The sequence below is a fragment of the Streptomyces sp. SAI-135 genome, from assembly GCF_029893805.1.
GTDB lineage: Bacteria > Actinomycetota > Actinomycetes > Streptomycetales > Streptomycetaceae > Streptomyces.
In genome coordinates this window covers 6,664,586-6,689,903 of sequence record NZ_JARXYP010000002.1, presented here as the reverse complement: position 1 = coordinate 6,689,903, position 25,318 = coordinate 6,664,586, and the positions used below count along the sequence as shown (strand labels likewise).

At 66.7% G+C, this 25,318-nt stretch carries 11 protein-coding genes, 1 tRNA gene, 3 rRNA genes and 1 pseudogene; 3 read left to right on the top strand and 13 right to left on the bottom strand.

The window, feature by feature from the left end; genetic code table 11:
- Positions 1–193: 193 nt before the first annotated feature.
- The 3 genes from M2163_RS34835 to M2163_RS34825 form a co-directional block, all read right to left on the bottom strand.
- The gene (locus M2163_RS34835; RefSeq protein ID WP_280848961.1) at positions 194–2,938 is read right to left on the bottom strand and encodes a DNA translocase FtsK; all 2,745 of its coding nucleotides are present in this window, start codon (positions 2,936–2,938) and stop codon (positions 194–196) included.
- Positions 2,939–3,093: 155 nt separating this feature from the next.
- Complete coding sequence (locus M2163_RS34830) at positions 3,094–3,774, bottom strand: response regulator (protein ID WP_280848962.1); 681 nt, start codon at positions 3,772–3,774, stop codon at positions 3,094–3,096.
- 244 nt (positions 3,775–4,018) lie between these two features.
- Positions 4,019–9,490, bottom strand: coding sequence for a HAMP domain-containing protein (locus tag M2163_RS34825; RefSeq protein ID WP_280895936.1), 5,472 nt, complete (start codon positions 9,488–9,490; stop codon positions 4,019–4,021).
- A gap of 396 nt (positions 9,491–9,886) precedes the next feature.
- Here M2163_RS34825 and M2163_RS34820 point away from each other — a divergent pair.
- Positions 9,887–12,641: pseudogene (locus tag M2163_RS34820) on the top strand (SpoIIE family protein phosphatase).
- Between the two features lie 47 nt (positions 12,642–12,688).
- On the opposite strand, the gene M2163_RS34815 reads toward M2163_RS34820, so the two are convergent.
- The 8 genes from M2163_RS34815 to thyX form a co-directional block, all read right to left on the bottom strand.
- Positions 12,689–12,764 (bottom strand) — tRNA-Thr (locus M2163_RS34815).
- A 75-nt stretch (positions 12,765–12,839) separates the two neighbouring features.
- Positions 12,840–13,502 (bottom strand): DegT/DnrJ/EryC1/StrS family aminotransferase, encoded by a 663-nt coding sequence (locus M2163_RS34810; protein WP_280854073.1) that lies wholly within the window; start codon positions 13,500–13,502, stop codon positions 12,840–12,842.
- A 116-nt stretch (positions 13,503–13,618) separates the two neighbouring features.
- Positions 13,619–13,735 (bottom strand): 5S ribosomal RNA (gene rrf / locus M2163_RS34805).
- A gap of 69 nt (positions 13,736–13,804) precedes the next feature.
- Positions 13,805–16,925: ribosomal RNA gene (locus M2163_RS34800) — 23S ribosomal RNA — on the bottom strand.
- 284 nt (positions 16,926–17,209) lie between these two features.
- Positions 17,210–18,735: ribosomal RNA gene (locus tag M2163_RS34795) — 16S ribosomal RNA — on the bottom strand.
- Together the 16S, 23S and 5S rRNA genes form the textbook arrangement of a ribosomal RNA operon.
- 500 nt (positions 18,736–19,235) lie before the next feature.
- Positions 19,236–20,921, bottom strand: coding sequence for a ribonuclease J (locus M2163_RS34790; protein ID WP_280848965.1), 1,686 nt, complete (start codon positions 20,919–20,921; stop codon positions 19,236–19,238).
- 155 nt (positions 20,922–21,076) lie between these two features.
- The gene (gene dapA / locus M2163_RS34785; RefSeq protein WP_280895935.1) at positions 21,077–21,976 is read right to left on the bottom strand and encodes a 4-hydroxy-tetrahydrodipicolinate synthase; all 900 of its coding nucleotides are present in this window, start codon (positions 21,974–21,976) and stop codon (positions 21,077–21,079) included.
- Positions 21,977–22,187: 211 nt separating this feature from the next.
- Entirely contained in the window at positions 22,188–22,928 is a 741-nt protein-coding gene (gene thyX / locus M2163_RS34780; RefSeq protein ID WP_037708746.1) for an FAD-dependent thymidylate synthase, read from the bottom strand.
- A gap of 190 nt (positions 22,929–23,118) precedes the next feature.
- Between thyX and M2163_RS34775 the strand changes: the two genes are divergently transcribed.
- Together M2163_RS34775 and M2163_RS34770 are read left to right on the top strand one after the other, a co-directional pair.
- Positions 23,119–23,358 carry a hypothetical protein gene (locus M2163_RS34775; protein WP_280854074.1) on the top strand — a complete coding sequence of 80 codons (240 nt, stop codon included), beginning with the start codon at positions 23,119–23,121 and terminating at the stop codon, positions 23,356–23,358.
- Positions 23,359–23,481: 123 nt separating this feature from the next.
- Complete coding sequence (locus M2163_RS34770) at positions 23,482–24,036, top strand: phage holin family protein (protein ID WP_280848967.1); 555 nt, start codon at positions 23,482–23,484, stop codon at positions 24,034–24,036.
- 69 nt (positions 24,037–24,105) lie between these two features.
- Here the strand turns inward: M2163_RS34770 and M2163_RS34765 are convergent, their stop codons facing one another.
- Both M2163_RS34765 and dapB read right to left on the bottom strand, forming a co-directional pair.
- On the bottom strand, positions 24,106–24,561 hold the full coding sequence (locus M2163_RS34765; RefSeq protein ID WP_280895934.1) for a hypothetical protein: 456 nt from the start codon (positions 24,559–24,561) through the stop codon (positions 24,106–24,108).
- Positions 24,561–25,313, bottom strand: coding sequence for a 4-hydroxy-tetrahydrodipicolinate reductase (gene dapB, locus M2163_RS34760; protein ID WP_280895933.1), 753 nt, complete (start codon positions 25,311–25,313; stop codon positions 24,561–24,563). The genes M2163_RS34765 and dapB overlap by 1 nt, the downstream gene beginning before the upstream one ends.
- Positions 25,314–25,318 lie beyond the last annotated feature (5 nt).

Here is a 25,318-nt window from a genome sequence, read left to right as displayed (position 1 = left end):
GGGGTGCGAAAGGGTGGGGCAACCGGGCGGTGGGACTTTGTACGCCATCGGAATGGCCGAACACGCCGATGGTGGGGCAGCAGCTTTTCGCTTCCCTCAACTTGACGTACGCCGAAGGGAAACGGTTGCTCAATGATCCCTTACGGGTGAGTCACGATCGAACATCGGTGGCCGCACCCGCTCCGGGCTCCCCTTAAGCCTCCCCGCGGATCACCGCGAGCACTCCGTCCAGCTCGTCAGCCTTCACAAGAACGTCACGAGCCTTCGACCCCTCACTGGGTCCGACGATGCCCCGGGACTCCATCAGGTCCATCAGCCGGCCCGCCTTCGCGAACCCGACCCGCAGCTTGCGCTGGAGCATGGACGTCGACCCGAACTGCGTGGAGACCACCAGCTCGGCCGCCTGGCACAGCAGGTCGAGGTCGTCGCCGATCTCCTCGTCGATCTCCTTCTTCTGCTTGGTGCCCACGACGACGTCGTCCCGGAAGACCGGCGCCATCTGGTCCTTGCAGTGCTGGACGATCGCCGCGACCTCGTCCTCGGTCACGAAGGCGCCCTGCATACGGGTGGGCTTGTTGGCGCCCATCGGCAGGAACAGCCCGTCGCCCTTGCCGATCAGCTTCTCGGCACCCGGCTGGTCGAGGATGACCCGGGAGTCGGCGAGCGAGGAGGTCGCGAAGGCGAGCCGGGAGGGCACGTTCGCCTTGATCAGACCGGTCACGACGTCCACCGACGGCCGCTGGGTGGCGAGCACCAGGTGGATGCCGGCCGCGCGCGCGAGCTGCGTGATCCGCACGATCGCGTCCTCGACGTCCCTGGGCGCGACCATCATCAGGTCGGCGAGCTCGTCGACGATCACCAGCAGATACGGGTACGGCTGGAGCTCGCGCTCACTGCCCTCGGGCAGTTTGACCTTGCCGTTCCTGATGGCCTCGTTGAAGTCGTCGATGTGCCGGAATCCGTACGCCGCCAGGTCGTCGTAGCGCAGGTCCATCTCCCGTACGACCCACTGGAGCGCCTCGGCGGCCCGCTTCGGGTTGGTGATGATCGGCGTGATCAGGTGCGGGATGCCCTCATAGGCCGTCAGTTCCACGCGCTTGGGGTCGACGAGGACCATGCGCACGTCCTCGGGGGTCGCGCGCACCATGATGGAAGTGATCAAGCAGTTAATGCACGACGACTTACCGGAACCGGTGGCTCCGGCGACGAGCACGTGCGGCATCTTCGCCAGGTTGGCCATCACATAGCCGCCCTCGACGTCCTTGCCGAGCGCGACCAGCATGGGGTGCTCGTCCTCCGCCGCCGCCGCGAGCCGCAGCACGTCACCGAGGTTGACCATCTCCCGGTCGGTGTTGGGGATCTCGATGCCGACCGCGGACTTGCCGGGGATCGGGCTGATGATCCGCACGTCCGGGCTGGCGACGGCGTACGCGATGTTCTTGGCCAGCGCGGTGATCCGCTCGACCTTCACGGCGGGTCCGAGCTCGACCTCGTAACGCGTGACCGTCGGCCCGCGCGTGAAGCCGGTGACGGCGGCGTCGACCTTGAACTCCGTGAAGACGGTCGTCAGCGAGGCGACTATGGCGTCATTGGCCGCGCTGCGCGCCTTGCCGGGCCCACCGCGCTCCAGGAGGTCCAGGGAGGGCAGCGCGTAGGTGATGTCGCCGGACAGCTGGAGCTGCTCCGCGCGCGCGGGCAGTTCGCTCGGCGCCTCGGGAGCGGGCTTGGTGAGGTCGGCGACCTCGACCTTGAGCTTCTCCTGCTTCGGACGAGCCTCCTGCTTCGGACGGGCCTCCTGCTTGGGCCGCGCGGCCGGGACCGGGGTGGGCACGGGCGTCGTCTCCACCCGGTCGCCCACGCTCACGCCCTGGGTGAGGTCCGCGACCAGCGGCGAGGGCGGCAGGCCGTGCATGACGACGCCGTCCAGGTCCGCGGCGGCGGCCGCCGCGATGTCCACGGCGTCCCTGCGCCGGTCCGGCGCGGGTTGCGGCACCGCGGACCGCCGGGGGCGCCCACGGCGCTGCGAGAGGGCCTCCTGCTCCGCTCCGTCGGGGTCGTAGGCGTCGGGCGCGGGCGCCGGGCCGCGCCTGCGTCCGCGCGCGGGCAGCGCCTCGCGCCACTGCTCGTCGTAGCGCTCGTCGTCCTCGCCGAACTCGTCCACCGGTTCGGGGAGGATCCCGAGCCGCACACCGAGCTCCCGCAGCCGCCGCGGGATGGCGTTGACCGGGGTGGCGGTGACGACGAGCAGTCCGAAGACCGTCAGCAGCACGAGCAGCGGTACGGCGAGGACCTCGCCCATGGTGTACGTCAGCGGCGTCGCCGCTCCCCAGCCGATGAGGCCGCCGGCGTCCCTTATCGCCTGCATGCCGTCGCTGCGGGCGGGCGAGCCGCAGGCGATGTGCACCTGGCCGAGCACGCCGATGACGAGCGCGGACAGACCGATCACGATCCGGCCGTTGGCCTCGGGCTGCTCGGGGTGGCGGATGAACCGTACGGCGATGACCGCGAGCAGTATCGGCACGAGCAGGTCGAGCCGGCCGAAGGCGCCGGTCACGATGATCTCGACGAGGTCACCGACCGGCCCGCGCAGGTTCGACCAGGTACCGGCGGCCACGATCAGACCGAGGCCGAGCAGCAGGAGTGCCACGCCGTCCTTCCGGTGGGCCGGGTCGAGGTTCTTCGCGCCCTGCCCTATCCCGCGGAACACCGCGCCGACGGCATGCGCGAGGCCGAGCCAGAGGGCGCGGATGAGGCGGAGGACGCCACCGGTCGGGCTGGGCGCCGGCCTGGGCGGCACGGCCTTCTTGGCCGCGGCCTTCCTGGCGGGCGCCTTCTTGGCCGGTGCTCTCTTGGCAGCGGCCTTCTTCGCCGGACCCTTCGCGGGAGCGGCAGCCTTCTTGGCGGGCTGCTTCTTGGCTGCGGAGGGACGTGAGGCCATAGGTGGGAGATTACCGGTGGAGGAGGCAACGGACACGTGTGCCCGGTGCTTCACCCGTTCGTGTCGCTTCCGAGAAGGTGCCGAGCTGACGCGGGCTCACTCGCGGGAGGCGCGGGAACACTTGCGCCGGCCGTCCGTCCGCTCGGTGGGTCCGGTCAGTTCTGCGAGGACACCGAAGGCGCGCTCCCGGTGCCCGGCTCCAGCGCGTCCAGCGCCCGCCGCAACCCCGTGAGTTTGCGTTCGAGATGGGCCGCGGTGGCCACCGCGGCCGCGTCCGCGGACTCGTCGTCCAGCTGCTTGGACAGCGCCTCCGCCTGCTCCTCGACCGCCGCGAGGCGCGCCGACAGCTCGGCGAGCAGACCCGCCGGCTCCTTCGCGTCCCCGACCGCCGCCTTGCCGCCGCCCTCCAACTGGAGCCGCAGCAGCGCCGCCTGCTCGCGCAGCTGGCAGTTCTTCATGTAGAGCTCGACGAACACCGAGACCTTCGCGCGCAGCACCCACGGGTCGAAGGGCTTGGAGATGTAGTCCACCGCGCCCGCCGCATACCCCCGGAAGGTGTGGTGCGGACCGTGGTTGATGGCGGTGAGGAAGATGATCGGGATGTCCCGGGTCCGCTCCCGCCGTTTGATGTGCGCCGCGGTCTCGAAACCGTCCATGCCAGGCATCTGGACGTCCAGCAGAATCACCGCGAAGTCGTCCGTGAGCAGCGCCTTGAGCGCTTCCTCCCCGGACGATGCCCGCACCAGTGTCTGATCGAGCGCGGAGAGGATGGCCTCCAGCGCCAGCAGATTCTCCGGCCGGTCATCGACCAGGAGGATCTTGGCCTTCTGCACCATGGCCCGCCCTCCTCGCCCCGGATGTGCACCGGGTGCCGCCCCTGGGGACGACTCCCTTTCGCCGCCCGTCCTTGTGCCGGTCATCGTAGCCGCACCCTGTCTGTCACCACACCCTGTCACCGTGATGTCACTGTGCACGTAGCAGAAACGTAGCGGGAGACCAGAAGGTTCCCCGAATCCCGTACTTCTACACGGCGTCGGGCACACTCAGTCAGCAACTCCGCGTGAACTTCGATGATTCCCCTCACTCCCCCCGCATCCACTGCTGCATGACCGAGAGCAGATGATCGGGATCGACCGGCTTGGTCACGTAGTCGGAGGCGCCCGACTCGATCGCCTTCTCCCGGTCGCCCTTCATCGCCTTGGCGGTCAGCGCGATGATCGGGAGCCCGGCGAACTGCGGCATCCTGCGGATCGCGTTGGTCGTCGCGTACCCGTCCATCTCGGGCATCATGATGTCCATCAGGACGACCGCCACGTCCTCGTGCTGTTCCAGCACCTCGATGCCCTCACGGCCGTTCTCCGCGTAGAGCACCGACAGTCCGTGCTGTTCGAGGACGCTCGTGAGCGCGAAGACGTTGCGGATGTCGTCGTCGACGATCAGCACCTTCTCCCCGCCGAAGCGGATGCCCCGGCGCGGCTGCGGCGCGGACTGGTGCTCCACCGCCGACCACTGGTCCGGCTGTCCGATCCGCTGTTCGAGGGCCGGTGCGGTCCTGCGCCGGCGCCGGAAGAGGGCCGCGGGACCGTTCTGCGTCTCCTGGTACGACTTCACCTCGGCCGGCGTCTCGACCTCGACGCCGGACATCCCGTTCTCCGACGTGGACGCCACCAGGTCACCGGCCTCCAGGGCGGGCATGGACTGCTGGTAGCCCTGCGGCGGCAGTTCGCTGGGGTGCAGCGGCAAATACAGCGTGAACGTCGATCCACGCCCCGGCTCGCTCTGCGCGTGGATCTCACCGCCGAGCAGCTGCGCGATCTCCCGCGAGATCGACAGCCCGAGACCGGTGCCGCCGTACTTGCGGCTGGTCGTCCCGTCGGCCTGCTTGAACGCCTCGAAGATCACCCGCATCTTGCTGGCCGCGATACCGATGCCGGTGTCGGTCACCGAGAACGCGATCAGGTCGGCGTCCGGGTCGCGCAGCGAACCCGCCTCCAGCAGCTGCTCCCGGATCGCCACCGGCACATCCCGGCCCGCGGGCCTGATGACCAGCTCCACGGCCCCGGAGTCGGTGAACTTCACCGCGTTGGACAGCAGGTTGCGCAGCACCTGGAGCAACCGCTGCTCGTCGGTGTGCAAGGTGGCGGGCAGCTCGGGCGAGACCCGCACGGACAGGTCGAGGCCCTTCTCCGCGGTCAGCGGCCGGAAGGTGGCCTCCACGTAGTCCACGAGCTGCACCAGCGCGATGCGCGTCGGGGAGACGTCCATCTTGCCCGCCTCGACCTTCGACAGGTCGAGGATGTCGTTGATGAGCTGGAGCAGGTCGGAGCCCGCGCCATGGATGGTCTCGGCGAACTCGACCTGCTTGGGGGTGAGGTTGGAGTCCGCGTTGTCGGCGAGCAGCTTGGCGAGGATCAGCAGCGAGTTCAGCGGTGTCCGCAGCTCGTGCGACATGTTGGCCAGGAACTCGCTCTTGTAGCGCATCGACACGGCGAGCTGCTCGGCGCGCTCCTCCAGGACCTGCCGCGCCTCCTCGATCTCGGTGTTCTTGACCTCGATGTCGCGGTTCTGCTGGGCCAGCAGCTCGGCCTTCTCCTCCAGCTCGGCGTTGGACGCCTGGAGGGCCTTCTGCCGGTTCTCCAACTCGGCCGACCGCTCCCGAAGTTGCTCGGTGAGCTCCTGCGACTGCTTCAGCAGCACCTCCGTCTTGGTGTTGACGGAGATGGTGTTGACGCTGGTCGCGATCATCTCGGCGATCTGGTTGAGGAAGTCCTTCTGGATCTGCGTGAAGGGGGTGAAGGACGCGAGCTCGATGACACCGAGCACCTTGCCCTCGAACAGCACCGGAAGGACGATCACCTGCGCGGGCGGCGCCTCTCCGAGACCGGAGGAGATCTTCAGATAGCCGCTGGGCGCGTTGTCCACCAGGATCGTGCGCTTCTCCTCGGCGGCCGTCCCGATGAGCGCCTCCCCCGGCCGGAACGACGTCGGCATGGAGCCCATCGAGTAGCCGTACGACCCCAGCATCCGCAGCTCGTACTGGTCCTCGGCCTCGGCGCTCATGTCCTTGCCGTCCAGGAGCGGCATCGCGACGAAGAACGCGCCGTGCTGCGCGGTCACCACCGGCGTCAGCTCGCTCATGATCAGCGAGGCCACGTCCTCCAGGTCCCGGCGGCCCTGCATGAGCGCCGAGATACGGGCCAGGTTGCCCTTGAGCCAGTCCTGCTCCTTGTTGGCGATCGTGGTGTCGCGCAGGTTGGCGATCATCTTGTTGATGTAGTCCTGGAGCTCCTGGATCTCGCCGGACGCGTCCACGTCGATCTTGAGGTTCAGGTCGCCCCTGGTCACCGCGGTCGCCACGCGCGCGATGGCTCGCACCTGGCGAGTAAGGTTTCCTGCCATTTCGTTCACGGACTCGGTCAGGTCGCGCCAGGTGCCGTCGACGTCCCGCACGCGTGCCTGGCCGCCGAGCTGTCCTTCGGTGCCCACCTCGCGGGCGACCCGGGTGACCTCCTCGGCGAAGGAGGACAGCTGGTCGACCATCGTGTTGATGGTCGTCTTCAGCTCCAGGATCTCGCCGCGCGCGTCGATGTCGATCTTCTTGGTCAGGTCACCCTTGGCGATGGCCGTGGTCACCATGGCGATGTTCCGCACCTGACCGGTCAGGTTGGACGCCATCTGGTTCACGGACTCGGTGAGGTCCTTCCAGGTGCCGGCCACGCCCGGCACCCGCGCCTGGCCGCCCAGGATGCCGTCCGTGCCCACCTCACGGGCCACCTTGGTGACCTGGTCGGCGAACGAGCTCAGCGTCTTCACCATGGTGTTGAAGGTGTCGGCAAGCTGCGCGACCTCGCCGCGCGCCTCGATCGTCACCGTCCGCGTGAGGTCACCGTTGGCGACCGCGTTGGCGACCTGGGAGATGTTGCGCACCTGCATGGTCAGGTTGTTGGCCATCAGGTTCACGTTGTCGCTGAGGTCCTTCCAGATGCCCGTGACACCCGGAACCCGCGCCTGACCGCCCAGCTGCCCCTCGGTGCCCACCTCACGGGCCACTCGGGTCACCTGCTCGGCGAAGGAGGACAGCTGGTCGACCATCGTGTTGACGGTGGTGACGAGCTCGAGGATCTCGCCCTTCGCGTCGACGGTGATCTTCTTCGACAGGTCACCCTTGGCGACCGCGGTGGTGACCTCGGCGATGTTGCGCACCTGAATGGTCAGGTTGTTCGCCATGAAGTTCACGGACTGCGTGAGGTCCTTCCAGGTGCCGGAGACACCCTGCACCTCGGCCTGTCCGCCGAGGATGCCCTCGGTGCCCACCTCACGGGCCACCCGCGTCACCTGGTCGGCGAAGCTGGAGAGCTGGTCCACCATCGTGTTGAGGGTGTTCTTCAGCTCCAGGATCTCGCCCCGGGCGTCCACGTCGATCTTCTGGGAGAGGTCACCCCGGGCCACGGCGGTCGCCACCTGGGCGATGTTCCGCACCTGGGCAGTAAGGTTTCCTGCCATTCCGTTCACGGAGTCGGTCAGGTCACGCCACACACCGGCGACCCCGGGCACCTGCGCCTGTCCCCCGAGACGGCCCTCGGTGCCCACCTCGCGGGCGACCCGGGTCACCTGGTCGGCGAAGGCGGAGAGCTGGTCGACCATCGTGTTGATGGTGTTCTTCAGCTCCAGGATCTCGCCCCGGGCGTCCACGTCGATCTTCTGGGAGAGGTCACCCCGGGCCACCGCCGTCGTCACCTGGGCGATCTGCCGCACCTGCGAGGTGAGGTTGCCACCCATGAAGTTGACGGAGTCCGTGAGCTCCTTCCAGGTACCGGAGACCCCCGGCACGACGGCCTGACCGCCCAGCCGGCCCTCGGTGCCCACGTCCCGGGCCATCCGCGTCACCTGGTCGGCGAACGCCGACAGCTGGTCCACCATCGTGTTCACGGTGTTCTTCAGCTGGAGCATCTCACCGGAGACGTCCACGGTGACCTTCTGCGACAGGTCACCGTTGGCCACCGCCGTCGTCACCTGCGCGATGTTCCGCACCTGCCCGGTGAGGTTCCTGAACGCCGTGTTGACGGAGTCGGTCAGGTCCTTCCAGGTACCGGCCGCCCCGGGCACCTGGGCCTGACCGCCCAGCTCACCCTCGACACCGATCTCACGAGCCACACGCGTGACCTCGGCACCGAACGCCGACAGCTGGTCCACCATCCCGTTGACGGTGTTCTTCAGTTCCAGCATCTCGCCGGCCACGTCCACGGTGACCTTCTGCGACAGATCACCGTTGGCCACAGCCGTGGTCACGGCGGCGATGTCGCGCACCTGCGTGGTGAGGTTGCGGAAGACCGTGTTCACCGAATCGGTGAGGTCCTTCCACGTGCCCGCCGCGCCCGGCACGTTCGCCTGCCCGCCGAGCTGTCCCTCGGCACCGACCTCGTTGGCGACGCGCGTGACCTCGTCCGCGAAGATCCGCAGCGTCTCGGTCATCTGGTTGATCGTGTCGGCGAGCTGCGCGACCTCGCCGCGCGCGGAGACCGTCACCTTCTGCGACAGGTCACCGCTGGCGACCGCCGTCGTCACCTGGGCGATCCCGCGCACCTGGGCCGTGAGGTTGCCGGCCATCAGGTTCACCGAATCGGTGAGGTCCTTCCACACGCCGGCCACACCCGGCACCTGCGCCTGGCCGCCGAGCTCACCCTCGACACCCACCTCGCGCGCGACGCGGGTCACCTCGGAGGAGAAGGAGGAGAGCTGGTCCACCATCGTGTTGACGGTGTTCTTCAGCTCCAGCATCTCGCCGGCCACGTGCACCGTGACCTTGCGGGACAGGTCGCCCTTGGCCACCGCGGTCGTGACCAGCGCGATGTCCCGCACCTGAGCCGTCAGCCGGTAGGCCATCGTGTTGACGGACTCGGTCAGGTCCTTCCAGGAACCCGACATGCCACGCACGCGTGCCTGCCCGCCGAGCTTGCCCTCGGTCCCGACCTCGCTGGCCACGCGGGTGACCTCGTCGGTGAAGGTCGACAGCTGATCGACAAGGTTGTTTACAGTCCGCCCGACCTTCAGGAACTCCCCGCGCAGCGGATGCCCCGTCCCGTCCGGCGCCTGGGTCCTGAGCTCCATCCGGGGCGACAGGTCGCCCTCCGCCACCGCGGACAGCACCCGGCCGACCTCGGAGACCGGCCGCACGAGATCGTCCACGAGCGCGTTGGAGGCGTCGATGGCGGCGGCCCAGGAGCCCTCACAGGCACCTGTTTCCAGCCGTTCGGTGAGCTTGCCCTCACGGCCCACCATCCGCCGTACCCGGGACAGCTCACCCGTCAGATGCAGATTGCGGTCGGCCACCTCGTTGAAAACCGCCGCGATCTCCGACATCGGGCCGTCGCCGGACACCGTGAGCCGCTTGCGGAAGTTCCCGTCACGCATCGAGACCAGCGCCGTGAGCAGCCGGTCCAGGGCGGCCGTGTCCACCGCGGTGGTGCCGCCCCGCGGTTTGCGCTGGCCGCTCGGGGACTGTCCGTCCTTCGCGCGCGTCCTAGTGCCCCGCGTCGCTGCGCCAGACTCCACTGTGTCCCTCCCGCAGGGGTCGACCATTACTGCTGTGCTCGGGTGGTACCGCGCGGCGCACCGTTGCTGCCGCGTTCTTCTGCTTACTACAGAGATATGTCAGCCAGGCATGCAGAGCCGCACGACGGGCTGCTGCCCGCCGTACGCGCAAGCCACTCGGCCTGCCCGAACCTTCTTCAGGAGCTTGCCCAGTGTTTCACCCCGGTTGAACCCGGCCATAACAGTTCGGCAGCTTCGCACATCGTCCGCACACCCTCCGGACGGAAACACTGCAGACCGGCATCCGCATGGCCGTCGAAGGTAAGTAACCTTGCATGCGGCTGTCCAGCCGAGCCGGTCCTGTCCGGCCTGGGCGGTGGCACGAGCACGAGCGGGCATCGGAGGGCGGCCGCACACATGACCACCGGACTGATCCCCGGGGGACAGAACCCGGATCCCCGGCCGACGGGCGGTCTGCCGCATCAGCGGCACGAGCCGGTCGGCCAGGCAGCCCTGCACGTCGACAACCGGTCGAGGAGTTCTGTGATCACCGCGCGCGCGGCCGCTAGCTTCGAACCCCTCGGACGATCGGTCGCGACCGCCCGCTCCTTCGTCCGGGACACCCTCCAGGGCTGGGGCTTCGCCGACATCGTCGACGACGCGGTGGTCCTCACCAGCGAACTCGTCACCAATGCCGTGGTCCACGCGGGCACCTCCGCCGACGTCCTGTGCCTGCGCAGCGACGACGGCGTACGGATCGAGGTGGCCGACCACTACCCCGAGCGGGAGATCCCCCTCCAGGGCCAGGCCGTCAACATGGGCAGCCTCGACCGCGAGGGCGGCCGCGGCCTCCAGCTCTGCGCCGCACTCGCCGCCCGCTGGGGCGTCGAGTACACCCCCACCCACAAGCAGGTCTGGTTCCAACTCGACCTGCCCGAAAGGCCGGTGGGCACCCGCACGGCAGGTCCCTCGCTGCCCGCGGACCTCCTCCCGCTGGCCGACGGCCGCGTCCGCGTCGCCGTCGTCCAGATCGACCGTACGTGCGCCATCACCTCGTGGAACGAGGACGCCGAGGAACTCTTCGGCTACGCCGCCGAACAGGTCATCGGCAAACCCCTCACCGACCTCGCGGCCTGGCCGCACACCCCGGGCACCGGCACCGGGATCGCCGAGGCACTGCAACTGTCCCGCTGGGAGGGCAGCTACGGCATCAGGGCAGCCAACGGCCGCGTCACCTCGGTCTACGCCTCCCACCTGCGCGTCCGCGACACCGGCGGCGAGCCCTCCACGGTCTGCCTCCTGGTGCGAGACCACGAACGCGCCGTACTCCAGACGCCGTTGCGCGTCCCCGCCTCCGACACGACCACCTCCGTCGACGGCCAGAGCACCGACCCCTTCGAGGTGTTCATCGGCTCCCCCGCCCCGGACGACCTCGACGGACTGCTCCAGCGCACGGTCGAACGCGCGCGCGACATGCTCGACGGCGACTCCGCCTTCCTGCTCCTCGCGACCGACGACGAGACGGAGCTGGAGGTCCGCGCCTCCACCGGCCTGCCCTCCGCCCGCCAGCGCTTCGCGCGCGTGCCCGTCGAGGGAGGCCCCGGCCGCTACGGCTCCGCCCGCATGCGCGGCCGTCCACGACGACCTGTCCGCCGTACCCGGCGCCGTGCCCCTCCTGAGCGGCACCGGCATGCGCTCGGTCGTCACGGTCCCGCTGAAGGTCGAGGGCCGCCTCACCGGCTCCCTGGGCGTGGCCGCCGAGGGCCCCGGCAGATACTCGAACGAAGAGGCCCTGCGCCTTCAGTTCGCCGCCGACCGCATCGCGCTGGCCGTCGAGTCGGCCCGCCTGGGCGAACTCGAACGCCTGCGCCGCGGCTCCCTGAGCTTCCTCGTCGAGGCCTCCGACCTCCTCGCCGGCACCCTGGACCGCGACCAGACGCTGGCCCTCATGGCCCAGATGACCGTCCCCACCCTGGCCACCTGGTGTGCCGTCTACACGATCGCCGACCAGGCCTCGGATCCCTATCTGTCGTACGTCCTGCACGAGGACGAGGAACTCATCGACGGCATCAAGTCACTGCTGTCGAAGATTCAGCCCCCGGACCCGGTCCCGACCCCCGGTGCCCGCGTCTGGTCGGCCCCCGGCGAAGCCGCCCACCAGGCGGCCCTGCGCAGCTCCATGCGCAGCCTCGGCCTCAGCGGGGGCCCCACCCACCAGATCGCCTCCGGGATCGGCCCCACGCTCGCCACGGCCTCCGCGGTGGGCGGCGAGACCGTCGTCCTCCCCCTGGTCGCCCGCAACCGCGTCATCGGCATGCTGACCCTCGGCAAGCCCACCGACGAACACTTCCGCCAGGAAATCCTGGAACTGGCCGAGGACTTGTCCCGCCGGGCCGCGCTCGCCCTCGACAACGCCCGCCTCTACTCCGAGCGCACCGCGATCAGCCAGTCCCTCCAGCGCAGCCTCCTGCCGCCCGAGCTCCCCCAGATCGACGGCGTCGAGGTCGAGGTCATCTACCGCGCGGCCGGCGAGGGCAACGAGGTCGGCGGCGACTTCTACGACGTCTTCCCCATCAGCGACGGCGCGTACGGCTTCGCCATCGGCGACGTCTGCGGCACGGGCCCGAACGCGGCGGCGGTGACCGGCCTCGCACGGCACGCCCTCCGCCTCCTGGCCCGGGAGGGCCTGAGCGGCCCGGCCGTCCTGGAGCGCCTGAACTCCGCGATCCTCGACGAGGGGGCCCGCAGCCGCTTCCTGACCCTCCTCTACGGCGAGCTGTGGCCGCAGGAGGACGGCAGCGCCCACCTGAAGGTCGTCTGCGCCGGCCACCCGCTCCCGCTCCGCCTGCGCCAGGACGGCACCGTCGAACCGGCAGCCGAACCCCAGCCGCTCCTCGGCGTCATGGACGACCTGGAGCTCTACGAGGAGACGGTCACCCTGGATCCGGGCGACGTCCTCCTCTGTGTCACGGACGGCGTCACTGAACGCCGCGAGGGCACTCGCATGCTCGGCGACGACGGCCTCGCCGACGTCCTCACCACCTGCACGGGCCTGACGGCCGGAGCGGTCGCGGCCCGCATCATGCGCGCGGTCGAACGCTTCGCCTCCGACGCCCCGTCGGACGACATGGCGATCCTGGCCATGCGCGTCCCGGGCCTGCAGAACGACTGAGAGAAAACACGAAAAGGCCCCGCCCGAATGGGCGGGGCCTTTTCGACTGGAGCCCCCTAACGGAATCGAACCGTTGACCTTCTCCTTACCATGGAGACGCTCTGCCGACTGAGCTAAGGGGGCCTGTCGCCTTTTCGAGGTTTCCCTCGCGGCAACGGAATAGATCATACCCCGAACAGACCCGTGCTCCCAACTCACTCAGAAAGCGGGCTGAAGCAGTCCCCCCAGCGCATTGCAGGCGGCCACCACGCGCTGCATGTCCCGCTTGGTCAGCGAGGCGTCCACGGGCAGCGCAAGCGTTTCGTCGGCGGCCAGCTCGGTCTCCGGCAGCGACACACAGCGCCGGAACTCCGGCAGCCGGTGCACGGGCGTCTTCACCGGCACACGGCACTCAACTCCCTTGCTCCGCAGGGCTCGTGCGAACGCGTCACGGTCCGGCCGCCCGTTGCCGGGTACCCGCACGACGTACTGCTGGTAGGTGTGCCCGTCTCCACCATCGGGCGTGCGCACCCCGCGCAACTTCCCGTCGAGATAGCAGGCCCGCTCCCGACGCTGAGCGATCTCGTCGTACGGCGCCTCGGACTCGCCCTCCTGCAGCACCAGCAACCCGTGCCGCTGCCCGATCGCCAGCAGCCGCGCCATGTCGGCCGGCCGCCCGAAGCGATGGACGACAACGACGGCCGCCGTGCGCGGAGTTACGGCCGCTTCGACGGCGGACGCATCAAGGCAGTAGCTGACCGGATGTATGTCCGCGAACACCGGAAGCGCACCCGCGAGTGTCACCGCCTCGGCGACCTCGACGTTCCCGAAGGCCGGTACGACGACCTCGTCACCGATGCCGACGCCGGCGGCCCTGAGCATTGCAGCAGTACCCATGCTGCGGATGGTGGTTGCGCAACGTGAACTTCAAGTGACGCCCAACAAAAAAGGGTTGGACCCCGAACCGAAGTTCAGGATCCAACCCTTTTTGAATAATTGTTCGGCGGTGTCCTACTCTCCCACAGGGTCCCCCCTGCAGTACCATCGGCGCTGTAAGGCTTAGCTTCCGGGTTCGGAATGTAACCGGGCGTTTCCCTCACGCTATGACCACCGAAACACTATGAAACTAGACCGGAAAAGACACGGTCATTGCCTCAGAACTAACACAGTGGACGCGAGCAAATATGGACAAGCCCTCGGCCTATTAGTACCGGTCACCTCCACCCCTTACAGGGCTTCCAGATCCGGCCTATCAACCCAGTCGTCTACTGGGAGCCTTAACCCCTCAAAGGGGGTGGGAATACTCATCTCGAAGCAGGCTTCCCGCTTAGATGCTTTCAGCGGTTATCCCTCCCGAACGTAGCCAACCAGCCATGCCCTTGGCAGAACAACTGGCACACCAGAGGTTCGTCCGTCCCGGTCCTCTCGTACTAGGGACAGCCCTTCTCAATATTCCTACGCGCGCAGCGGATAGGGACCGAACTGTCTCACGACGTTCTAAACCCAGCTCGCGTACCGCTTTAATGGGCGAACAGCCCAACCCTTGGGACCGACTCCAGCCCCAGGATGCGACGAGCCGACATCGAGGTGCCAAACCATCCCGTCGATATGGACTCTTGGGGAAGATCAGCCTGTTATCCCCGGGGTACCTTTTATCCGTTGAGCGACGGCGCTTCCACAAGCCACCGCCGGATCACTAGTCCCGACTTTCGTCCCTGCTCGACCCGTCGGTCTCACAGTCAAGCTCCCTTGTGCACTTACACTCAACACCTGATTACCAACCAGGCTGAGGGAACCTTTGGGCGCCTCCGTTACTCTTTAGGAGGCAACCGCCCCAGTTAAACTACCCATCAGACACTGTCCCTGATCCGGATCACGGACCCAGGTTAGACATCCAGCACGACCAGACTGGTATTTCAACGACGACTCCACAACCACTGGCGTGGCTGCTTCAAAGTCTCCCAGCTATCCTACACAAGCCGAACCGAACACCAATATCAAACTGTAGTAAAGGTCCCGGGGTCTTTCCGTCCTGCTGCGCGAAACGAGCATCTTTACTCGTAGTGCAATTTCACCGGGCCTATGGTTGAGACAGTCGAGAAGTCGTTACGCCATTCGTGCAGGTCGGAACTTACCCGACAAGGAATTTCGCTACCTTAGGATGGTTATAGTTACCACCGCCGTTTACTGGCGCTTAAGTTCTCAGCTTCGCCACACCGAAATGTGACTAACCGGTCCCCTTAACGTTCCAGCACCGGGCAGGCGTCAGTCCGTATACATCGCCTTACGGCTTCGCACGGACCTGTGTTTTTAGTAAACAGTCGCTTCTCGCTGGTCTCTGCGGCCACCCCCAGCTCACCGAGTAAATCGGATCACCAGTGATGGCCCCCCTTCTCCCGAAGTTACGGGGGCATTTTGCCGAGTTCCTTAACCATAGTTCACCCGAACGCCTCGGTATTCTCTACCTGACCACCTGAGTCGGTTTAGGGTACGGGCCGCCATGAAACTCGCTAGAGGCTTTTCTCGACAGCATAGGATCATCCACTTCACCACAATCGGCTCGGCATCAGGTCTCAGCCTCATGTGCGACGGATTTGCCTATCGCACGGCCTACACCCTTACCCCGGGACAACCACCGCCCGGGATGGACTACCTTCCTGCGTCACCCCATCACTCACCTACTGCAAGTCTGGTCCGTCGGCTCCACCACTCCCCTTTGCCCGAAGGCTCCGGGGCGGCTTCACGGACTTAGCATCGCCTGGTTCGATGTTTGACGCTTCACAGCGGGTACCGGAATATCAACCGGTTATCCATCGACTACGCCTGTCGGCCTCGCCTTAGGTCCCGACTTACCCTGGGCAGATCAGCTTGACCCAGGAACCCTTAGTCAATCGGCGCACACGTTTCCCACGTGTGTATCGCTACTCATGCCTGCATTCTCACTCGTGAACCGTCCACCACTGCCTTCCGGCGCAGCTTCACCCGGCACACGACGCTCCCCTACCCATCACAGCCTCCGTTGGGAGTATTGCTGCAATGACACGACTTCGGCGGTACGCTTGAGCCCCGCTACATTGTCGGCGCGGAATCACTAGACCAGTGAGCTATTACGCACTCTTTCAAGGGTGGCTGCTTCTAAGCCAACCTCCTGGTTGTCTCTGCGACTCCACATCCTTTCCCACTTAGCGTACGCTTAGGGGCCTTAGTCGATGCTCTGGGCTGTTTCCCTCTCGACCATGGAGCTTATCCCCCACAGTCTCACTGCCGCGCTCTCACTTACCGGCATTCGGAGTTTGGCTAAGGTCAGTAACCCGGTAGGGCCCATCGCCTATCCAGTGCTCTACCTCCGGCAAGAAACACACGACGCTGCACCTAAATGCATTTCGGGGAGAACCAGCTATCACGGAGTTTGATTGGCCTTTCACCCCTAACCACAGGTCATCCCCCAGGTTTTCAACCCTGGTGGGTTCGGTCCTCCACGAAGTCTTACCTCCGCTTCAACCTGCCCATGGCTAGATCACTCCGCTTCGGGTCTTGAGCGTGCTACTGAATCGCCCTGTTCGGACTCGCTTTCGCTACGGCTACCCCACCCGGGTTAACCTCGCAACACACCGCAAACTCGCAGGCTCATTCTTCAAAAGGCACGCAGTCACGAGGCAAGCACAAGTGCTTGCCCGACGCTCCCACGGCTTGTAGGCACACGGTTTCAGGTACTATTTCACTCCGCTCCCGCGGTACTTTTCACCATTCCCTCACGGTACTATCCGCTATCGGTCACCAGGGAATATTTAGGCTTAGCGGGTGGTCCCGCCAGATTCACACGGGATTTCTCGGGCCCCGTGCTACTTGGGTGTCTCTCAAACGAGCCGCTGACGTTTCGACTACGGGGGTCTTACCCTCTACGCCGGACCTTTCGCATGTCCTTCGCCTACATCAACGGTTTCTGACTCGTCCTGTCGCCGGCAGACGACAGAAGAGAGATCCCACAACCCCGCATGCGCAACCCCTGCCGGGTCTCACACGCATACGGTTTGGCCTCATCCGGTTTCGCTCGCCACTACTCCCGGAATCACGGTTGTTTTCTCTTCCTGCGGGTACTGAGATGTTTCACTTCCCCGCGTTCCCTCCACATACCCTATGTGTTCAGGTATGGGTGACAGCCCATGACGACTGCCGGGTTTCCCCATTCGGAAACCCCCGGATCAAAGCCTGGTTGACGACTCCCCGGGGACTATCGTGGCCTCCCACGTCCTTCATCGGTTCCTGGTGCCAAGGCATCCACCGTGCGCCCTTAAAAACTTGGCCACAGATGCTCGCGTCCACTGTGCAGTTCTCAAACAACGACCAGCCACCCATCACCCCCAACCTGAGCTGGAGTTCACTGGGGCCGGCATCGAAGCACAACCTTGCGGCCGCTACTTCAGACACCCAACAGCGTGCCCGACACCCTCGCCACTCGTGATCAGCGTTCCACGCTCCGAAGAGCAGTACTGGCAGCCCGAGATGACTGAAAGTGCCGAATAATCAACGTTCCACCCATGAGCTGACCGTGCAGAACATTTGCCTGCAATCGGTACTGTGCTCCTTAGAAAGGAGGTGATCCAGCCGCACCTTCCGGTACGGCTACCTTGTTACGACTTCGTCCCAATCGCCAGTCCCACCTTCGACAGCTCCCTCCCACAAGGGGTTGGGCCACCGGCTTCGGGTGTTACCGACTTTCGTGACGTGACGGGCGGTGTGTACAAGGCCCGGGAACGTATTCACCGCAGCAATGCTGATCTGCGATTACTAGCAACTCCGACTTCATGGGGTCGAGTTGCAGACCCCAATCCGAACTGAGACAGGCTTTTTGAGATTCGCTCCACCTCACGGTATCGCAGCTCATTGTACCTGCCATTGTAGCACGTGTGCAGCCCAAGACATAAGGGGCATGATGACTTGACGTCGTCCCCACCTTCCTCCGAGTTGACCCCGGCGGTCTCCTGTGAGTCCCCATCACCCCGAAGGGCATGCTGGCAACACAGGACAAGGGTTGCGCTCGTTGCGGGACTTAACCCAACATCTCACGACACGAGCTGACGACAGCCATGCACCACCTGTACACCGACCACAAGGGGGCGCCCATCTCTGGACGTTTCCGGTGTATGTCAAGCCTTGGTAAGGTTCTTCGCGTTGCGTCGAATTAAGCCACATGCTCCGCTGCTTGTGCGGGCCCCCGTCAATTCCTTTGAGTTTTAGCCTTGCGGCCGTACTCCCCAGGCGGGGAACTTAATGCGTTAGCTGCGGCACCGACGACGTGGAATGTCGCCAACACCTAGTTCCCACCGTTTACGGCGTGGACTACCAGGGTATCTAATCCTGTTCGCTCCCCACGCTTTCGCTCCTCAGCGTCAGTAATGGCCCAGAGATCCGCCTTCGCCACCGGTGTTCCTCCTGATATCTGCGCATTTCACCGCTACACCAGGAATTCCGATCTCCCCTACCACACTCTAGCTAGCCCGTATCGAATGCAGACCCGGGGTTAAGCCCCGGGCTTTCACACCCGACGTGACAAGCCGCCTACGAGCTCTTTACGCCCAATAATTCCGGACAACGCTTGCGCCCTACGTATTACCGCGGCTGCTGGCACGTAGTTAGCCGGCGCTTCTTCTGCAGGTACCGTCACTTTCGCTTCTTCCCTGCTGAAAGAGGTTTACAACCCGAAGGCCGTCATCCCTCACGCGGCGTCGCTGCATCAGGCTTTCGCCCATTGTGCAATATTCCCCACTGCTGCCTCCCGTAGGAGTCTGGGCCGTGTCTCAGTCCCAGTGTGGCCGGTCGCCCTCTCAGGCCGGCTACCCGTCGTCGCCTTGGTGAGCCGTTACCTCACCAACAAGCTGATAGGCCGCGGGCTCATCCTTCACCGCCGGAGCTTTCAACCACCACGGATGCCCGTGGCAGTGCTATCCGGTATTAGACCCCGTTTCCAGGGCTTGTCCCAGAGTGAAGGGCAGATTGCCCACGTGTTACTCACCCGTTCGCCACTAATCCCCACCGAAGTGGTTCATCGTTCGACTTGCATGTGTTAAGCACGCCGCCAGCGTTCGTCCTGAGCCAGGATCAAACTCTCCGTGAATGTTTACCCGTAATCGGGTTCGCACATCACGAGAGCGGAACCGCCACCGGAATAAGGCGGCAGTCCTCAGCGTCCTCGCTGTGTTTTCTTCAAAGGAACCTCGCCCCAGCAGATGCTGGAGACGGGGTATCAACATATCTGGCGTTGATTTTTGGCACGCTGTTGAGTTCTCAAGGAACGGACGCTTCCTTTGTACTCACCCTCTCGGGCTTTCCTCCGGGCTTTTCCCTTCGGTCTTGCGTTTCCGACTCTATCAGACCGTTTCCGGTTCCGATTTCCTCGGTGCTTTCCAGGTTCCCGCTTCCGCGTTTCCCTTTCCGGCGGCTCCGACTTTATCAGAAGTTCTGAGTCGGAATTCCCGCCCCCGGAGGCTGGCCCCGGAGCACGAAGCTGGCCGGGTTCCCCCTCGGGCGGAGCCGTAAACGTACTGGAGCGGGGCGCCTCGATGCAAATCGAGGCGCCCCGCTCCTGGTTCACTCGGACGGATGTCCGATGGTCCGTCAGACCTCCACGACCACAGGGAGGATCATCGGCCTGCGGCGATACGTGTCGGAGACCCACTTGCCCAGGGTCCTCCGCACCAGCTGCTGCAGCTGGTGGGGTTCGACCACACCGTCCTGGGCCGAGCGCTCCAGGACCTCGGTGATCCTCGGGATCACGTCGGCGAAGGCGGAGTCCTCGATACCGGAGCCGCGTGCCTGGATGTGCGGGCCACCCGTGATCTTGCCGGTGGACGAGTCGACGACGAGGAAGACCGAGATGATGCCCTCGTCGCCGAGGATCTTGCGGTCCTTGAGCGCCGGCTCGCCGACATCGCCGACCGAGAGGCCGTCGACGTAGACGTAGCCCGCCTGGACCTTGCCCGAGATCTTCGCCTTGCCCTCGACGAGGTCGACGACCACGCCGTCCTCGGCGATGACGATGCGGTCGTGCGGGACGCCGGTCAGGGCGCCGAGCTCGGCGTTGGCGCGCAGGTGGCGCCACTCGCCGTGGACCGGCATCAGGTTCTTCGGGCGGCAGATGTTGTAGAAGTACAGGAGCTCGCCGGCGGACGCGTGGCCCGAGACGTGCACCTTGGCGTTGCCCTTGTGGACGACGTTGGCGCCCCAGCGGGTCAGGCCGTTGATCACGCGGTAGACCGCGTTCTCGTTGCCCGGGATCAGCGAGGACGCGAGGATGACGGTGTCGCCCTGGACGATCCGGATCTGGTGGTCGCGGTTGGCCATGCGGGACAGGGCGGCCATCGGTTCGCCCTGCGAGCCCGTGCAGACCAGGACCACCTCGTGGTCCGGGAGGTCGTCGAGCGTCTTGACGTCGACCACCAGGCCCGGGGGGACCTTCAGATAGCCGAGGTCGCGCGCGATGCCCATGTTGCGGACCATCGAGCGGCCGACGAAGGCGACGCGGCGGCCGTACTCGTGGGCCGCGTCCAGGATCTGCTGGATGCGGTGGATGTGACTGGCGAAGCTGGCCACGATGATCCGCTTGCGGGCGCCCGCGAAGACCTGCCGCAGGACGTTCGAGATGTCCTTCTCCGGCGGGACGAAGCCCGGGACCTCGGCGTTCGTCGAGTCGGAGAGGAGGAGGTCGATGCCCTCCTCGCTCAGGCGCGCGAAGGCGTGCAGGTCCGTGAGGCGGCCGTCCAGCGGGAGCTGATCCATCTTGAAGTCGCCCGTGTGCACGACCATGCCGGCCGGGGTGCGGATGGCGACGGCCAGGGCGTCCGGGATGGAGTGGTTGACCGCGACGAACTCGCAGTCGAAGGGGCCGATGCGCTCGCGGTGTCCCTCCGCCACCTCGAGGGTGTACGGGCGGATGCGGTGCTCCTGGAGCTTCGCCTCGATGAGCGCGAGGGTCAGCTTGGAGCCGATCAGCGGGATGTCCGGCTTCTCCCGCAGGAGATAGGGCACGCCGCCGATGTGGTCCTCGTGGCCATGCGTGAGGACGATGCCCTCGATGTCGTCGAGGCGGTCCCTGACGGACGAGAAGTCCGGCAGGATCAGGTCGATTCCGGGCTGCTCCTCCTCCGGGAACAGCACTCCGCAGTCGACGATCAGCAGACGGCCGCCGTACTCGAAGACCGTCATGTTTCGGCCGATCTCGCCGAGACCGCCGAGTGGGGTGACCCGCAGGCCGCCCTCGGGAAGCGGCGGAGGCGGGGCCAGTTCAGGATGCGGATGACTCAAAAGACTCTCCTCACCACGCACGCCACGTACCGGTGGGGCACGTGGCGTGCGTGACGTTCGTGCGTGTAGCAGTTGTCGTTGTGGTGTGCAGGCACCGGTGGCCTGCGTATTCAGTTGTTGAGTCCGGTTGCGCGTCCGGCGCGCGAAGTCTGGTGTTAGAGCTGTACCCCGCCGGCGGCAAGATCGATCTTGAGCTGCTCGGTCTCTTCGGGTGAGAGCTCGACCATGGGAGCGCGCAGGGGCCCGGCGGGGAGGCCCTGGAGGGTGAGCGCCGCCTTGGTCGTCATCACGCCCTGGGTGCGGAACATGCCCGTGTACACGGGAAGCAGCTTCTGGTGGATCTCGGTGGCCTTCTGCACCTCACCCGAGATGAACGCCTCGACCAGGGCGCGCAGGTCCGGGGTGACGACGTGGCCGACGACCGAGACGAAGCCGACCGCGCCCACGGAGAGCAGCGGGAGGTTCAGCATGTCGTCGCCGGAGTACCAGGACAGGCCCGAGCGGGCGATGGCCCAGCTGGCCCGGCCGAGGTCGCCCTTGGCGTCCTTGTTGGCGACGATCCGCGGGTGCTCGGCGAGCCGGACCAGCGTCTCGGTGCTGATCGGGACACCGCTGCGGCCCGGGATGTCGTAGAGCATGACGGGCAGCTCGGCGGCGTCGGCGACGGCCTTGAAGTGCCGGTACAGGCCCTCCTGCGGAGGCTTGTTGTAGTACGGCGTCACGATCAGCAGACCGTGTGCGCCGACCTTCTCGGCGGACCGGGCCAGCTCGATGCTGTGGCGGGTGTCGTTGGTGCCGACGCCCGCGACGACGTGGGCGCGGTCGCCGACCGCCTCCAGTACGGCTCGTACCAGGTCCGATTTCTCCGCGTCACTGGTGGTGGGGGACTCGCCGGTGGTGCCGTTGATGATCAGGCCGTCGTTGCCTGCGTCCACCAGGTGGGTGGCGAGCCGCTGGGCGCCGTCGAGGTCGAGTGCGCCGTCCGCCGTGAAGGGCGTGACCATGGCGGTGAGGACCCGCCCGAAGGGGGTCTGCGGAGTGGAGGTCGGAGCCATGGGTAACACGCTACTCGTTGCGCAGGGCGGGGTCTGCTCTAGGGGGGCACGGAAAGTCCGGACAAATGCGGAGCCCGGCACTGCCTGCTCGGGGGTTCAAGCAGTGCCGGGTCCGTTTGATCAGGCTAGATGAACTTCTCTAAATGCCGCAATACGGACACTTCGCGAGGTGGACCCGCACATCTGTGCCCTGCGGGGAAACAGGCGTCCGTTACGGCGCCACTCGGCCGTTCGCATTGAAGGCCGCGTAGGTGAGCGGCATGAGCTTCGCCCACTCCGCCTCCATCTTCTCGCCGACCATCTCGATCTCCCGCTGCGGGAAGGACGGCACCTTCGCCTGTTCGTGCTGGGTGCGCAGACCGAGGAAGTGCATCAGCGAGCGGGCGTTGCAGGTGGCGTACATCGACGAGAACAGGCCGACGGGCAGGACCGAACGGGCGACCTCGCGGGCCACGCCCTGGGCGAGCATCTCCTGGTAGGCGCGGTAGGCCTGGCGGTACGACTCCTCCATGGCGCCGCCGACGGCCGCGTGCTGCTCGGGAGTGCCCTCCACGAAGACGTACTTGCCGGGGCGGCCCTGCTGGACGAGCTTGCGGTCGGGGCCCGGGACGTAGAAGACGGGCTGCAGCTCCCGGTAGCGGCCGGACTCCTCGTTGTACGACCAGCCCACGCGGTGCCGCATGAACTCGCGGAAGACGAGGATGGGGGCGCTGATGAAGAAGGTCATGGAGTTGTGCTCGAAGGGGCTGCCGTGCCGGTCCCGCATGAGGTAGTTGATGAGGCCCTTGGAGCGCTCCGGGTCCTTGTTCAGCTCGTCCAGGGACTGCTCTCCGACGGTCGACACCCTGGCGGCGAACAGCACGTCGGAGTCGGCCGCGCTGTGCTTGACCAGTTCGACGGTGACGTCGTCGCGCAGCTCGATCTTGAAATCGTCGTCGGGGGTGGGGGTCACGGTTCGGGGGGTCCTTCCCAGGTCGTTCGGTGGCGACGCCACTCTACGACCCGCCAAACGGGACTTTCAGTGGCGTGACCGAGTTAAGTCGGCGAAACCGGGCACCTTTTGCGGCAACCGCTCGTCTGTACAGACAGCAGCGATTCGTTCGCTCCCGCATTCGATCCCTGAAGGGAGAAGTACCCCCATGCTGTTGCGTCGGCGCGAACCCGTACCGTTCGCCTTTGTCGCCGAAGCCGACAGGTTCCGCAGCAATGTCACTCCTCCGCCCCCTGAGCGGGCGTCCGCCGGTGAGTTGGCCGGGCGCTGGCTGATGGGGCTCACCATCGTCGCCGGGCTCGTGGGATCCCTGGTCCTCGGGATGCCGGCGCTGTCGCAGGATCAGGCGCCGTCGCAGACACAGCAGTCCCAGGCATCCCAGGGACGCTGACTCGTCCCCCACCGGCCGAATGGCGTGGGAGGCACCCCCATCGGCCCCCGAAGGTGGCTCGCGGGGACACCGGCGGATAGCCTCACCGGCACAGCCCACGCATGGACCGAGTGAGGACCCGCCGTGCCCCTGCCCTTCCTGACGGCCGACCGCGCATTCGACACGACGGACGACGTCGCGCTGCCGTTCGACAACCGTGACCGCTGGCGGCGCCCCTACCGGCCCGGTCCGTGGCGGGTGGGGGTGGCGGCGGTTCTCCTGCTGCTCGCCTCGTACGTGTTGTTCGCCGCGGTGATCATCGCGCTGACCGACTCGCCGTCCGAGGCCGCGCTGGTGCTCGGCATCGCGATGCTCGTCATCGTCGGCGCGCTGCGGCTGCTGCGCATGGGGGTGTGGGTGAGCGCCCGCGGGGTGCGCCGGGTGGGCTTCCTGCTCACTCGCACGGTGTCCTGGGATCAGGTCGTGGCCGTGCGGACGGCACAGCAGCCGGTGCGCTGGCTCGGACTGCCGCGCACGGTCCAGGGCCAGGCCCTGACCCTCGTACGACAGGGGCGCGGGCCGGAGGACCTGCCGCCGCTGCTGACCACGCACAACGCGGACTTCCTCGCCCGCGGCCAGGCGTTCGACCGGGCCGCGGACGCGGTGGAGGCCTGGGCGGCGGAGCACGCTCGGGGCTGATCCGACAGGGACAGACGAAGCAGGGGGCCGGTCCGTGACAGGACCGGCCCCCTTCGACGTGCCGGGGCCTCAGAGCTGCTGGACGGACCTGCCGTCGTGCAGTGCTATCGCGCGCTGCATGGCCTTGCGGGCCCGTGGGGTGTCACGGGCGTCGTGGTAGGCCACGGCGAGCCGGAACCAGCTGCGCCAGTCGTCGGGGGCCGTCTCGGTCTCGGCCTTGCGCCGGGCGAAGACCTCGTCGGCCGAGTCGCGGTCGATCCGGCCGGAGGGCGTGCGCTTGAGCTCGTCGACCGGGAGGCCGCCCTCGGCGTCCAGTTCGGCGGCGAGGGCGTTGGCCCGGCGGACGAACTGGGTGTTCTTCCACAGGAACCACAGACCGATCACCGGCAGGACCAGCACCGCGACGCCGAAGGTGACGGTGACGAGGGTGCCGGACTGGATCAGCATGACGCCGCGGCTGCCGACCAGGACGAAGTAGAAGACCAGGACGGCGGCCGTGAGGAGGTAGGACAGCTTGGCGCGCATCAGCCCAGGTCCAGGAAGTTCTCCAGGCCGAAGGTCAGGCCCGGGGTCGTGACCACGCGGCGGGCGCCGAGCAGGATGCCCGGCATGAAGCTGCTGTGGTGCAGCGAGTCGTGGCGGATCGTCAGGGTCTCGCCCTCGCCGCCGAGCAGGACCTCCTGGTGGGCGAGGAGACCGCGCAGCCGGACCGAGTGGACCGGGACGCCGTCGACATCCGCGCCGCGCGCGCCGTCCAGGGCCGTCTCCGTGGCGTCCGGGGCCGGAGCCGTGCCCGCCTCCGCGCGGGCCGCCGCGATGAGCTGGGCCGTGCGGGAGGCGGTGCCCGAGGGGGCGTCCACCTTCTTCGGGTGGTGGAGCTCGATGACCTCCACCGACTCGAAGTACGGTGCCGCGATCTGCGCGAACTTCATGTTCAGGACGGCCCCGATGGAGAAGTTGGGCGCGATGAGCACGCCCGTCTGCGGGGAATCGGCGAGCCAGCCCTTCAGCTGCGCGAGGCGCGCGTCGGTCCAGCCGGTGGTGCCGACGACGGCGTGGATGCCGTGGCCGACGCAGTACTCCAGGTTCTCCATCACCGAGGCGGGCGTGGTCAGTTCGACAGCGACCTGGGCGCCCGTCTCGGCGAGGGTCTCCAGCTTGTCGCCCCGGCCGAGAGCGGCGACCAGCTCCATGTCCTCGGCGGCCTCGACGGCCTTGACCGCCTCGGAACCGATCCGGCCCCTGGCACCGAGGACCGCCACGCGCAGCTTGCTCATCTTCT

Bases quoted from the DNA above. Each gene is read 5' to 3' on its own strand.
- M2163_RS34835 (WP_280848961.1), bottom strand. From the start codon at position 2,938: ATGGCCTCACGTCCCTCCGCAGCCAAGAAGCAGCCCGCCAAGAAGGCT.
- M2163_RS34830 (WP_280848962.1), bottom strand. From the start codon at position 3,774: ATGGTGCAGAAGGCCAAGATCCTCCTGGTCGATGACCGGCCGGAGAAT.
- M2163_RS34810 (WP_280854073.1), bottom strand. From the start codon at position 13,502: ATGCTCAGGGCCGCCGGCGTCGGCATCGGTGACGAGGTCGTCGTACCG.
- dapA (WP_280895935.1), bottom strand. From the start codon at position 21,976: ATGGCTCCGACCTCCACTCCGCAGACCCCCTTCGGGCGGGTCCTCACC.
- M2163_RS34765 (WP_280895934.1), bottom strand. From the start codon at position 24,561: ATGCGCGCCAAGCTGTCCTACCTCCTCACGGCCGCCGTCCTGGTCTTC.
- dapB (WP_280895933.1), bottom strand. From the start codon at position 25,313: ATGAGCAAGCTGCGCGTGGCGGTCCTCGGTGCCAGGGGCCGGATCGGT.